Origin of the sequence: Flavobacterium sp. DG1-102-2, assembly GCF_033042555.1 — a bacterium.
GTDB lineage: Bacteria > Bacteroidota > Bacteroidia > Flavobacteriales > Flavobacteriaceae > Flavobacterium.
This window is the reverse complement of the sequence record NZ_JAWLIK010000005.1, coordinates 247,376-259,538: the sequence shown is the minus strand read 5'-3', so window position 1 is coordinate 259,538 and position 12,163 is coordinate 247,376. Positions and strand designations below refer to the sequence as shown.

The 12,163-nt window shown below is 40.5% G+C and carries 12 protein-coding genes; 2 read left to right on the top strand and 10 right to left on the bottom strand.

Annotation, left to right across the window (positions count from 1 at the left end; genetic code table 11):
- Positions 1 to 291, top strand: a 291-nt coding sequence (locus tag R1T16_RS09995) for a T9SS type B sorting domain-containing protein (RefSeq protein ID WP_317500956.1), incomplete at its 5' end; no start/stop codon positions are given.
- 192 nt (positions 292 to 483) lie between these two features.
- On the opposite strand, the gene R1T16_RS09990 is transcribed toward R1T16_RS09995, so the two are convergent.
- The 3 genes from R1T16_RS09990 to R1T16_RS09980 form a co-directional block, all read right to left on the bottom strand.
- The gene (locus R1T16_RS09990) at positions 484 to 990 is read right to left on the bottom strand and encodes a hypothetical protein (protein WP_317500955.1); all 507 of its coding nucleotides are present in this window, start codon (positions 988 to 990) and stop codon (positions 484 to 486) included.
- Positions 991 to 1,107: 117 nt separating this feature from the next.
- Positions 1,108 to 2,301 (bottom strand): pyridoxal phosphate-dependent aminotransferase, encoded by a 1,194-nt coding sequence (locus tag R1T16_RS09985; RefSeq protein WP_317500954.1) that lies wholly within the window; start codon positions 2,299 to 2,301, stop codon positions 1,108 to 1,110.
- A 160-nt stretch (positions 2,302 to 2,461) separates the two neighbouring features.
- Entirely contained in the window at positions 2,462 to 2,890 is a 429-nt protein-coding gene (locus tag R1T16_RS09980; protein WP_317500953.1) for a DUF1573 domain-containing protein, read from the bottom strand.
- A gap of 159 nt (positions 2,891 to 3,049) precedes the next feature.
- On the opposite strand from R1T16_RS09980, the gene R1T16_RS09975 reads away from it, so the two are divergent.
- Positions 3,050 to 5,680, top strand: coding sequence for a valine--tRNA ligase (locus tag R1T16_RS09975; protein WP_317500952.1), 2,631 nt, complete (start codon positions 3,050 to 3,052; stop codon positions 5,678 to 5,680).
- 65 nt (positions 5,681 to 5,745) lie between these two features.
- Here R1T16_RS09975 and R1T16_RS09970 read toward each other — a convergent pair whose 3' ends face one another.
- The 7 genes from R1T16_RS09970 to ftsH form a co-directional block, all read right to left on the bottom strand.
- On the bottom strand, positions 5,746 to 6,834 hold the full coding sequence (locus R1T16_RS09970) for a hypothetical protein (RefSeq protein ID WP_317500951.1): 1,089 nt from the start codon (positions 6,832 to 6,834) through the stop codon (positions 5,746 to 5,748).
- Between the two features lie 176 nt (positions 6,835 to 7,010).
- Positions 7,011 to 7,784 (bottom strand): superoxide dismutase, encoded by a 774-nt coding sequence (locus R1T16_RS09965; RefSeq protein ID WP_317500950.1) that lies wholly within the window; start codon positions 7,782 to 7,784, stop codon positions 7,011 to 7,013.
- Between the two features lie 8 nt (positions 7,785 to 7,792).
- A complete protein-coding gene (locus tag R1T16_RS09960; RefSeq protein ID WP_317500949.1) occupies positions 7,793 to 8,056 on the bottom strand; it encodes an acyl-CoA-binding protein in 264 nt (87 codons plus the stop codon).
- The gene (locus R1T16_RS09955; RefSeq protein WP_317500948.1) at positions 8,056 to 8,709 is read right to left on the bottom strand and encodes a phosphatidylserine decarboxylase family protein; all 654 of its coding nucleotides are present in this window, start codon (positions 8,707 to 8,709) and stop codon (positions 8,056 to 8,058) included. Before R1T16_RS09955 ends, R1T16_RS09960 begins: the two co-directional genes overlap by 1 nt.
- Positions 8,699 to 9,526 (bottom strand): phosphatidate cytidylyltransferase, encoded by an 828-nt coding sequence (locus R1T16_RS09950; RefSeq protein ID WP_317500947.1) that lies wholly within the window; start codon positions 9,524 to 9,526, stop codon positions 8,699 to 8,701. Before R1T16_RS09950 ends, R1T16_RS09955 begins: the two co-directional genes overlap by 11 nt.
- Before the next feature lies 1 nt (position 9,527).
- Positions 9,528 to 10,130, bottom strand: coding sequence for a lactate utilization protein B/C (locus R1T16_RS09945; RefSeq protein WP_317500946.1), 603 nt, complete (start codon positions 10,128 to 10,130; stop codon positions 9,528 to 9,530).
- A 104-nt stretch (positions 10,131 to 10,234) separates the two neighbouring features.
- Entirely contained in the window at positions 10,235 to 12,160 is a 1,926-nt protein-coding gene (gene ftsH, locus R1T16_RS09940) for an ATP-dependent zinc metalloprotease FtsH (RefSeq protein ID WP_317500945.1), read from the bottom strand.
- Between the last annotated feature and the right edge of the window lie 3 nt (positions 12,161 to 12,163).

Sequence of the window (12,163 nt, the reverse complement as noted above, 5' to 3'; positions counted from 1 at the left end):
GTGAGCGTAGTAGACTACCCTAACTTCTTTACCCCTAACGGAGACGGGTTCCATGACACCTGGAACATCATAGGGCTTCAGGGAACAGGATCTGTTATCTACATCTTTGACCGCTACGGCAAGCTTATCAAACAGATAAGCCCAGACCTTGAGAGCGATGGATGGGACGGGACCTTCAACGGGGCACAGCTCCCTGCTGATGACTACTGGTTCACGGTAACCTACCCTGAGTTTGACGGTGTAAACACCGTAACAAAAGAATTTAAAGCGCACTTCTCACTTAAGAGATAGTAAGTAACATAAAGAACAAAAGAACCGGGCTGCCATTGGCAGCCCGGTTTGTTTTAGGCCTAATATAGAGAAGACTGAAGTTCAAAGAAGGCGCGTCAGTTTTTGCTTAGCCCTGCCTACCAGCAGATACAAGCGATAAATAGGAGCGCTTAGTGGTGCTGTGAAAGATGAACTTTGAAGTATCAATTACATTTATTCCGGCCTCAGCCAGTTTTGCATTGCAGGGAAAGCAGGCTTATTATAGTTGGAAACATCATCATTTGAATGAGCCATACCAAACCATTGTAAGAGTGGAAGTCCCATATATCTGCCATTGGTAAAATTCTCTATAAACCATTCTGAGCTGCCTTTGTATCCATTCTCATGGAAAACAAATTCAGTGGGAAGATTTAAGTGATTGAGTGCTGCATACGACCACAAAATAGCTGCGATTTCGTCACCTTGTGTTGGCCAGTCCTCAGGCATGTTTTCGGTACCTATCAATTCGCGCTGGGTGGGAGTAGTAACCGCAATGTGTCCTGCCTCATGCAACAGATCTCCAGGATATTTCAATTTGCTGAAATCAATAAAAATTGTATTTGGGCCAAGATGAAGGCCCGGTAGAAAAGTAGTCTCAGGAATGACTGCCTCTACAACCTCAATATTTATTGAGGTAAGAAAGTTTACTATCTGTTCTAATTCGGGATGCTTTTTGTCCATAGCTTAAAAATTATACAATGGTATAAATGTATTCTTTTCTGTTTAAAAATCAGTCTGCAGATAACGAAAAAAAGCCTTCCGTGAAGGAAGGCTTTTATAATTGTAAATGAATAATAATTATTTACTATTGTATTTCTTTATTGCATCTGCAAGTATTTCAACAGAGCGTATAAGATCTTCTTTTTTAAGGACGTAAGCAATTCTTATTTCGTCAAGGCCTACATTTGGCGTAGAATAAAAACCTGCTGCCGGGGCAACCATTACTGTTTCTCCGTTAAGGTCGTATGATTCTAATAACCATTGTGCAAAATCATCGGCATTGTTTACCGGTAGTTTAGCGATACAGTAAAATGCGCCCTTAGGCGTTGCTACCTTAACACCATCAATTTTGCTAAGTTCACTGATTAAGGTATCTCTTCTGTCTCTGTATTCGCCAATAACTTCGTCAAAATAACTTTGAGGTGTTTCAAGGGCGGCTTCGCTTGCAATCTGTTCAAAAGTAGGAGGGCTAAGGCGAGCTTGTGCAAATTTCATTGCAGTAGCCATTACTTCCTTATTTTTAGAAACGATACATCCTATCCTTGCGCCGCACATGCTGTAACGTTTAGAGACAGAATCTATCATGATCGCGTTTTCTTCGATACCCGCTACATTCATTACAGAATAATGTTTGTCTCCATCATACGTAAATTCACGATAAACTTCATCCGCAATAAGGAAAAGGTCGTGTTTTTTAACCAGTTCGGCCAATTGCTGAATCTCTTCCTGCGTATAAAGGTATCCTGTTGGGTTACCCGGGTTACAGATAAGTATTGCTTTAGTCTTAGAAGTAATAAGTTTTTCAAAGTCGGCGATAGGAGGAAGGGCAAAACCTTCGTCTATGGTAGAAATAACAGGAACAACTGTTACACCAGATGCAACTGAAAATCCGTTATAATTAGCATAAAATGGCTCCGGAATGATGATTTCGTCACCTGCATCCATTGTGCTTCCCAGGGCAAACATAAGCGCTTCAGAACCACCTGTTGTTATGATGATGTTCTCAGGGTTTACGTTAACACCATTTGTCTGGTAACTTGCAGCCAACTTGGTTCTGTAGCTTTCAAAACCTGCAGAATGGCTGTATTCTAATATTTTTATGTCATTGTTTTTTATAGCATCAAGCGCCACTTCAGGAGTTTTGATATCAGGCTGCCCAATGTTCAGGTGATATACTTTATGGCCTTTCTTTTTTGCGATTTCAGAGTAAGGAACCAGTTTCCTGATAGGAGATTCAGGCATCTGCCTGCCTTTATTAGATACGTGAGGCATTGTAATGAATTTTTATAATGATAGGGTGCAAATTTGCGATTTTTTTTAGAGATTATATAATTTACAATAGCAAAATTGTTACTCTCTAACGTTTTAGTCAAAAATCGTTATAAAAACAAAAAGCTCCGCAAATGCGGAGCCTGAAGTTATATCTATGTAATTACTGATTTGGTATCGCTTTCTTTTTATCAAGAACGCTGCTTTCCTTTTTTTCTACTACTTCACCTTTAAGCTTAAGCGCTACAACGCCGTCTGGGTGGTTAACAGCATTAGATTGTACGGTTATCGTTTTCCTTATAGGCCCCGGATTCATATTATATTTTACTTCTATCTTGCCCGATTTTCCCGGAGCAACAGGATCTTTTGTCCATGAAGGTACAGTGCATCCACAGCTTGATTTTACATCTTTAATAATTAAAGGGGCGTCTCCTGTGTTTGTAAATTCAAAGGTCCTTATGCCGTTATCGTCGCCCTTGCTGGTTGTTCCGTAATCTACTGTGTCAGATTTAAGTTCCATTTTAGCTCCTGCCTGTGCATAAGAAGCTGTAGTGATCAATATAACTGCTATAAGCCCTAAAATTCTTTTCATGGTAGTAGTGGTTTAGTTTTAGTAAAAATACTGCGTTTAAATTAATGTGCAAATAATGCTATAATGTTTTTTTAAAATTGTACTTATATGGTTACTTTTGCATACATTTTACAAAAAACATACCAATATTTTTTGGAATACTAACAAGCACCGTAAGTTATGACGATCCCATCGCAATTTGATGCCAAGACAGCCGAGAGCAAATGGTACGACTACTGGATGAAAAACAATTACTTTCATTCTGAGCCTGACCACAGAACGCCTTACACTATTGTAATACCTCCGCCAAACGTGACCGGGGTACTACACATGGGCCACATGCTTAACAACACCATTCAGGATGTACTTATACGTCGCGCACGCCTTAAAGGATATAATGCGTGCTGGGTGCCGGGTACAGACCACGCATCTATTGCTACAGAAGCTAAGGTCGTTGCTAAACTTAAGGCAGAGGGTATCAATAAAAATGACCTTACCCGCGAGGAATTTTTAGGCCACGCCTGGGATTGGACACACAAATACGGAGGCGTTATCCTAGACCAGCTGAAAAAGCTGGGCGCTTCATGCGACTGGGAACGCACCAAGTTTACAATGGACGATGATATGTCGGCGGCGGTTATAAAATCGTTTGTTGACTTTTATAATAAAGGGCTTATTTACCGAGGTTTCCGTATGGTAAACTGGGATCCTGAAGCAAAAACGACACTTTCTGACGAAGAAGTTATCTACGAAGAAAGACAGGGCAAACTATACCATTTAAAATACCAGATTGAAGGGACTAACAATTTTGTTGTTGTTGCTACAACCCGCCCCGAAACAATATTGGGCGATACTGCGATATGCATAAATCCTAACGATGAGCGCTATACGCACCTTAAAGGTAAAAAAGCTATTGTGCCTATTGCCAACCGCGTTATCCCAATCATTTTTGATGAGTATGTGGATATGGAGTTTGGTACAGGATGTCTTAAAGTGACTCCTGCACACGATGTAAACGATAAAGAGCTTGGCGAAAGGCATAACCTTGAGATCATAGATATCTTTAATGAAGATGCTACGCTTAACAGTTTCGGACTTCAGTATGCAGGCAAAGATCGTTTTGTAGTTAGGGACGAAATTGCAAAAGACCTTGAAGCTATTGGTAATCTTGAAAAAATAGAAAACCACGTTAATAAAGTAGGCACTTCTGAAAGGACAAAAGCGGTTATTGAACCAAGGCTTTCTGACCAGTGGTTCCTTAAGATGGAGGAGCTGGCCAAACCGGCTATTAAAGCTGTTCTTGAAACGGAAGATGTAAAGCTATATCCTAACCGTTTTAATAACACGTACCGCCACTGGATGGAAAACATCCGTGACTGGAACATTTCGCGCCAGCTATGGTGGGGACAGCAGATTCCTGCATACTATTATGGTGAAGGCAAGGAAGATTTTGTTGTTGCCAATACTCCGGCTGATGCTTTGGCTTTAGCCAAAGTGAGAACGGGAAATCAAAGTCTTACTGTGGCTGAGCTAAGACAAGATCCGGATACACTGGATACCTGGTTCTCTGCATGGTTATGGCCAATGTCGGTTTTTGATGGTGTGGTGAATCCTGAAAACGAAGAGTTTAAATATTATTACCCTACGAATGACCTTGTTACCGGACCGGATATCCTTTTCTTCTGGGTAGCGAGGATGATTGTCGCAGGTTATGAATTTGCAGGTGAAAAACCATTCAGCAATGTTTACCTGACAGGTCTTGTAAGGGACAGCCAGCGTCGTAAGATGTCAAAATCGTTAGGTAACTCGCCAGATCCTCTTGACCTGATAGAGAAATTTGGTGCAGATGGTGTACGTGTAGGATTGCTATTGAGCGCTGCTGCCGGTAATGATATTCTTTTTGACGAAGAACTTTGCAATCAGGGTAAAGCGTTTACTAATAAAATTTGGAATGCTTTCCGACTGATAAAAGGGTGGGAGGTAGCCGATATAGAACAACCGGATTATGCGCGTAAAGCCGTAAACTGGTTTGAAGCAAAACTGAATAAAACTGTTGCCGAGATTGAAGACCATTTTGAAAAATACAGGATATCTGATGCGCTTATGGCAATCTATAAACTGGTATGGGATGATTTCTGTTCATGGTTCCTTGAAATGATCAAACCTGGCTATCAGCAGCCAATAGACAGGACTACGTTTAACAGCGCTATAGAAATGCTTGAAAATAACCTTAAGCTGCTTCATCCTTTTATGCCGTTCCTTACAGAAGAGATATGGCACCTGATTGCTGAAAGAAGCAAAGAGGAAGCGCTTATCATTTCTCAATGGCCTACGGTTAAACAAGCTGACGAAAGGCTTATTGCAGGCTTTGATGTAGCGGCTGAAGTTATTGCCGGTATACGAACAATACGAAAAGAGAAAAATATTCCGCAGAAAGACGCTATTGAGCTTAAAGTGGTTAATAATGAAGGAATATCAGATGAGTACGATAGTGTTATAGCTAAACTTGGTAATATTTCATCGTTAGAATATACTGCCGAAAAAATAAACGGTGCACTTACCTTTAGGGTACGCTCTAACGAATACTTTGTGCCGGTAAACGGCGCTGTAAATGTTGAGGAAGAAATAGCTAAGCTAACCGAGGAGCTTAACTACAACCGTGGTTTCCTGAAGTCGGTGCAGGCAAAACTGTCTAACGAAAAATTTGTAGGCAGCGCCCCTGAAAAAGTTGTAGCTATGGAAAGGCAAAAAGAGGCAGATGCCCTTGCCAAGATTGCGACTATAGAACAAAGCCTTGAAAGCCTGAAATAGTCAGGTTATATATAATACAAACACGGCTGCCATTTGGCAGCCGTGTTTATTTATTTCCTGTTTTTTTATTCCTGGCCGGCGTCGTCAGCATAGACGATCTGTCTTTCTTCAACAAATTGGGGAACGCCGTTAATGCGTATTGTTTTCTTGGTCCAGTTGCCTTTTTTATCATAATCGTAAGCATATTCCCTTTTGTCTACCTGTTTGCCGGCAGCATCTGTTACGCTTATTACTGTAGTGTTGTTTTTGTCATCATAGTCAAACGAAGCTTTCATGAAAGGTTTTCCGTTTTTTTCAACAGCCCATTCCCTCTTGTTGCCTTTATCATCATACGCATACATATCCAGCGTTTTTGAATTGTCAAATTTTTCAAAAGTAAGATGCGTCAGTACATTGCCTTTGTCGTCATACGTGAAATCTTCAGAATAATCTACCACACCTTTAGCATCAACAGTAAATTTCTTCATAAGGTTATCACCGTCATATTTTGAAACTGTTTCATACAGTTTTTTTGAATCCTTATCGTAACGCGCTTCAGATATCTTCCTGTTCTTTTTGTCGTACTTGTTCACAGCTTTGTACTGAACCGATTCTGAGGCAAGATAAATATCTTCCTGTATAATATTGCCTTTACTGTCGTATAGGTAAGCAACTTTGTCATTAGGATTGTTCTGGGCGCTGAAGGTAGTTTTCTGTGCTATGTTTTTGCCCTGGTATTTCATTTCGATGCGGTCAATCTGGCTGTTGTCAGGATTGCGCCTTGTAATAGCAGTATTGTTGCCGGACTTATCGTAGTCGTAATCAATTTTAATACCTACTGCATCGCCTATGTACTGAAGCGTCTGTTGTTTTTTCTCCCTGCCTTTATAAGTTGACTCTTCAAAAGGCTTATCGCTAAGGTAAGATTTTTCAGAAACAAGCATTCCATTGTCATCAAATACCATTTCACTGTCATGTTTGCTCATGTCTTCATGAAGGGTCTTTATTTTTTCAAGCTTATCATTAACCTGCCATGACTTCAGTCCAATGCTTTTTACATCACCTTCCAGCTTATAAAATGACCAGTCGGCTTTTTTGCGGTCTACAACTTTTTTTTCTTCTTTTTGGCAGGAAACCAAAAGCAATAGTAATGAGAGCGGGTATAGGTATTTCATTTAGTATTGTTTGTTTAGTTTATTGGGTTTCGTTTTGTTTAAGATTTTCAAAAATGGTGCTTTTTTTTTAAACAGGCAAATTTTAGAATAGTGGGTTTGTTTAATTTGGTTATTTGCAGATATAAAAACAAAAAATCCGCCCTAAGGCGGATAATTCTATTGTGTTGCAGCAGTAATTATTTTACTAATGCAGCGTCATATTTTTTAGCAACAGCATCCCAGTTGATAACATTAAAGAAAGCAGTAATGTAGTCCGGTCTTTTATTTTGGTAGTTTAGGTAGTATGCATGTTCCCATACGTCAAGGGCTAATACCGGTTTACCTGCAACACCTGTGTTAGGCATTAACGGGTTGTCCTGGTTTGGAGTGCTGCCGATAACAAGTTTACCGCTTGGGTCAACTACAAGCCATGCCCATCCTGAACCAAACTGCTTAGTAGCAGCCTCGGCAAATTGCGTTTTGAATGCCTCATAAGAACCGAAGTCTTTATTGATGGCTTCTGCAATTGCACCTTTAGGCGCTCCACCTGCATTAGGGCCCATAATTTCCCAAAAGAAAGTATGGTTGTAGTAACCGCCGCCGTTATTTCTAACCGCTTTGTTCTCAGGGTCAAGTGTTTTAAGGATGTCCTCGATTGTTTTAGATTCAAGAGGTGTACCTTTAACAGCTTTGTTCAGTTCGTCTGTATATTTTTTATAATGCTTAGAATAATGGATCTCCATTGTTTTTGCATCGATGTTTGGCGCAAGTGCGTCATATTTATACCCAAGTTTAGCAACCTGGAAAGGGCCGCCTTCTGCTTTTACGTCGTCAGGGTTTCCTAGTGGTGCTGCCTGCTCTTTTTGAGGTTCAGGAGTAGCTACTACCTCTTCAAGGTCACTTTTTTCTTTACAAGACTGAAGCGCTGCTATTACTACAAAAGCTGAAAGTAGGATCTTTACTTTTTTCATAACGATATTTATTTTATTAGAGAATTGATAATTTCTATATACAATTTCTTGGCGTCATCAGCGCTTAGGTGACGTACCTGCATCCAGGCATTCATTTTAAAAGCATTACGCAAATCAAAGCTTGCATAGTTATTCATATAGGGCATGCCTTGTGTAGCCTGTTTATAGTAGGCATAGATACGCAGCATGACATCCTGAGGGAGCGCCTCTGTCATATTAGAGGCTTTTTCATAAGCCTCAAGAAACAAAGTGTCCAGATCTTTTTCCTGCATTAAGCTTTTGTTGCAATTATGGTCTTACCACCAATGGCTTTTTCGCCAAGTTTTACATTTACTTCTGTACCTAAAGGTAAGAATAAATCCACTCTTGAACCAAATTTTATGAAACCTGCATCTGTACCCTGTACAACCTGCATTCCTTCCTGTGCGTAGTTAACGATACGTCTTGCCAATGCTCCTGCAATCTGGCGGTATAGTATTTCGCCAAAAAGCACATTTTCAATCACAATGGTTGTGCGCTCGTTTTCTTCGCTGGCTTTAGGATGCCATGCCACAAGGTATTTACCCGGGTGGTATTTACTGAATTTTACCAGTCCGTTTACAGCATAACGCGTAACGTGTACGTTGATAGGCGACATGAAAATAGAAACCTGAAGGCGTTTGTCCTTAAAGTATTCCGGCTCATATACCTCCTCGATTACCACTACTTTACCGTCTACCGGTGCTATAATGTTGTGGTCTGTTGCCTGAACATAACGTTTAGGATTCCTGAAGAACTGTAAGATAAGAATCAGGAAAGCAAGTGCTATGACCTGAACTATGATCTTAATTGTTGCGCTTGGAATAAAACGTTCTGCAAGCAATGCTATTACTACTGTTGTAAATAGCCCGATAAAAATGAGCTTAGCTCCTTCTTTATGAAACATAGGTTAAAATTTGGTAATACAAAAATAGAAAAGGTATTGCAAATATAATACTATCCAGCCTGTCTAATATTCCGCCGTGGCCCGGCATTATATTTCCGCTGTCTTTTACACCTGCTTTTCGTTTAAGCTGCGACTCTACAAGATCGCCCAGCGTACCGAATATCACAAGGATGATTGCTGCTCCTATCCAGGTAAGGAAAGAATTGAATACCGGTGTAATAAAAATATCAAAACGGGTTAGTATGTAGGCGCCAAGGATGGTAAATACCATACCGCCAAGAAAGCCTTCTACAGTCTTTTTAGGCGATATGCGCTCAAACAGCTTTGTTTTTCCCATGGTTTTGCCAACGATGTATGCAAAGGTATCGTTGGTCCATATCAATATAAAGCTTCCTATGATGATATAAGGTGTATAAATACTGGGAATAAGGAATGGCAGACGTATAATAAGAATGAATGGCAGAATTACGTAACCTGTAAGCCTCGCCAGTTTTCCCATTGTGTCCCTCGGTGCATTTGGGCCTTTTTTAAAAAGCTCAAAAAGTAATGCGATGTTTATAAGAAGCGCACCTGCATTTAATAACAGGTTGCTGTACATATCTGTTGTAATGTATGGAGCAAAAATGATTAAGCCAGCTATTCCCATTATGACAGGCGTAGCTTTTTTAAGATTTGCCAGACGGCAGAATTCGGTAATTGCGATAAGCAGGAAGATGCCAAACAGCAGTATAAAACTTTCAGGGGAGAGTAGGGTTGCGCCTATAAGGAGTACAATGTAAACAACTCCCGAAAGCGTCCTGACGATACTTTCATTCATACTACAGGTCTTCTAAAAGAAGCAGATAAAGATTTTTAACAGAACTGCCGTAATGCAGGAAATCTTCTTCCTTTACTTTTTCGAAATATTTAATGGTTGTGATATTGGTAGGGTAGTCTTTGTCGTATTTCTTTTTAATCTCCCTCAGGCCATCGCTTTTGTTGCCTAAAAGCTGGCTCGTGGTGGCAACAATAACAATGTTTGCGGGCAATTCGTTAGGTTTGTTCTGTTTTATCTGGTTAGATGAAAACAGGATCGAACCTTCGTCTGCAATAAGGTTTTCACAAGATGCCAAAAGGAACTTAGGAGAGACGGGTTTTGTGTAATTTAGCTTGTTTTCGTCGAGCAACACATGAAGTTTAGGTTCAAAGCACATCACTTCGCACTCAAACCAGTCGTTTTCTTCAAGTACATTTAGGAACTGCTCATGCACTTCAGTAAGATTATCACAGTAAATAAATTTACCACCGTTCTTCTTGAAATTTAACATAAAAAGTTCGTCGACAGGAAGTTGCTCTTCGGGAAGGAAAGGATTCGAATCCGAATTTCTTTCTTCACCAGAAACATCATTTACTGCGCCAAAAATTTTCTTGAAAAGACTCATACCTTCTATCCCTTATTTCCTCTGATATGCTCAAAGATAAAAAAATCTTAATTCAATTTGTGGATTGAATTAAGATTTTTTGTAAATATTGGCAATAAAAATGCCTATGCTTCTGTAATTACCTCATGCTCATGACGGTCGAAAGGGCGCTTTCCAAAAATTTCCTCAAGGTCATCTTTAAAGATCACTTCTTTCTCAATAAGTATATCGGCAAGCTTAAGCAGTTTGTCTTTGTTCTCTTCAAGAAGCTGTATAGCTCTTGTATACTGGTCTTCAATAAGAGTTGATATCTCCTGGTCGATTACTTTTGCAGTATCTTCAGAGTATGGCTTAGAGAAGTTATACTCGCTTTGTCCGCTAGAATCATAGTAAGTAACGTTACCCACCTTATCATTAAGGCCGTAAACGGTAACCATTGCGCGAGCCTGTTTTGTTACTTTTTCAAGGTCGCTTAATGCACCGGTAGAAATCCTGTTAAAGATCACCTTTTCGGCAGCACGGCCTCCCATGGTAGCACACATTTCGTCAAGCATCTGGTCAGGCCTTACAATAAGCCTTTCTTCAGGAAGGTACCATGCAGCACCAAGGCTCTGGCCTCGTGGTACAATAGTAACTTTAACAAGAGGGGCAGCATGCTCAAGCATCCAGCTAACTGTTGCATGGCCTGCTTCGTGTATTGCAATAGCTCTCTTCTCCTCAGGAGAAACAATCTTGTTTTTCTTTTCAAGTCCGCCCACAATACGGTCTACCGCATCAAGGAAGTCTTGTTTGTCAACCATTTTTTTGTCTTTTCTTGCAGCTACAAGGGCAGCTTCGTTACAAACATTTGCAATATCTGCACCTGAGAAACCGGGAGTTTGTTTAGCAAGAAATTCGGTATCAAGGTCTTCGGCCTTTTTAAGCGGCTTAAGGTGTACTTCAAATATTTCCCTTCTCTCACGAATGTCCGGAAGGTCTACATAGATCTGCCTGTCAAAACGTCCTGCACGCATAAGCGCTTTGTCCAGTACGTCGGCACGGTTAGTAGCAGCAAGTACAATAACGTTAGTATTTGTTCCGAAACCATCCATCTCAGTAAGAAGCTGGTTAAGGGTGTTTTCACGCTCGTCGTTAGATCCTGAGAAGTTATTTTTTCCACGGGCACGGCCTACAGCGTCAATCTCATCAATAAAGATAATGGCTGGCGATTTTTCTTTTGCCTGTTTGAACAGGTCACGAACCCTTGATGCACCCACACCTACAAACATCTCAACAAAGTCAGAACCTGACAGGGAGAAGAAAGGTACTTTAGCTTCACCGGCTACGGCTTTGGCTAAAAGGGTTTTACCTGTTCCGGGAGGTCCTACAAGAAGCGCTCCTTTAGGTATCTTACCACCTATGTTAGTATACTTTTCAGGATTTCTAAGGAATTCTACAATTTCCTGTATCTCTTCTTTAGCACCTTCAAGTCCGGCAACATCTTTAAATGTTACTTTAATATCGTTCTTTTCGTCAAACAGCTTGGCTTTAGATTTTCCTATGTTGAAGATCTGGCCACCTCCACCGCCTGCACCGCCGCCTGACATCCTGCGCATCATGAATATCCATACACCTACGATAAGAAGGATAGGGAGGAAGGTAAGTATCACCTCGCCCCAGTTGCTTTCCGGCTGCGGGTCGTAATCATTTAGTCTTCCTGCTTCGCGTGCAGCGTCAAGCCTTTTCTGGAATTCTTCGGCATTACCTGTTTGCACAGTATAATGAGGGCCTTTGTTTGGCCTGTCTAAGAAATCTTTCTTGACCTTGTCGTTTTCAGGTAGTTTTAATGCATCTTCTTTCAGGTAAATTTCTGCTGTGTTCTTAGTAAATGTTACCTTATTAATCTCGCCTTTATCAAGATATTTGTAAAACTTTGCCAGAGAGATCTGTTTAGGGTCTTTCCAGCTAGAACCGCCTGCAACATATTGTATTGCAAGGAATATAAGTAATATTCCGCCATAAATCAGCCATGGGCTAACTTTAAGCTTAGTAGGTTTATTATCTTTTGACATGAA

Coding starts and splice junctions, on each gene's coding strand:
- R1T16_RS09990 (WP_317500955.1), bottom strand. CDS start 990: ATGGACAAAAAGCATCCCGAATTAGAACAGATAGTAAACTTTCTTACC.
- R1T16_RS09985 (WP_317500954.1), bottom strand. CDS start 2,301: ATGCCTCACGTATCTAATAAAGGCAGGCAGATGCCTGAATCTCCTATC.
- R1T16_RS09980 (WP_317500953.1), bottom strand. CDS start 2,890: ATGAAAAGAATTTTAGGGCTTATAGCAGTTATATTGATCACTACAGCT.
- R1T16_RS09975 (WP_317500952.1), top strand. CDS start 3,050: ATGACGATCCCATCGCAATTTGATGCCAAGACAGCCGAGAGCAAATGG.
- R1T16_RS09970 (WP_317500951.1), bottom strand. CDS start 6,834: ATGAAATACCTATACCCGCTCTCATTACTATTGCTTTTGGTTTCCTGC.
- R1T16_RS09965 (WP_317500950.1), bottom strand. CDS start 7,784: ATGAAAAAAGTAAAGATCCTACTTTCAGCTTTTGTAGTAATAGCAGCG.
- R1T16_RS09960 (WP_317500949.1), bottom strand. CDS start 8,056: ATGCAGGAAAAAGATCTGGACACTTTGTTTCTTGAGGCTTATGAAAAA.
- R1T16_RS09955 (WP_317500948.1), bottom strand. CDS start 8,709: ATGTTTCATAAAGAAGGAGCTAAGCTCATTTTTATCGGGCTATTTACA.
- R1T16_RS09950 (WP_317500947.1), bottom strand. CDS start 9,526: ATGAATGAAAGTATCGTCAGGACGCTTTCGGGAGTTGTTTACATTGTA.
- R1T16_RS09945 (WP_317500946.1), bottom strand. CDS start 10,130: ATGAGTCTTTTCAAGAAAATTTTTGGCGCAGTAAATGATGTTTCTGGT.
- ftsH (WP_317500945.1), bottom strand. CDS start 12,160: ATGTCAAAAGATAATAAACCTACTAAGCTTAAAGTTAGCCCATGGCTG.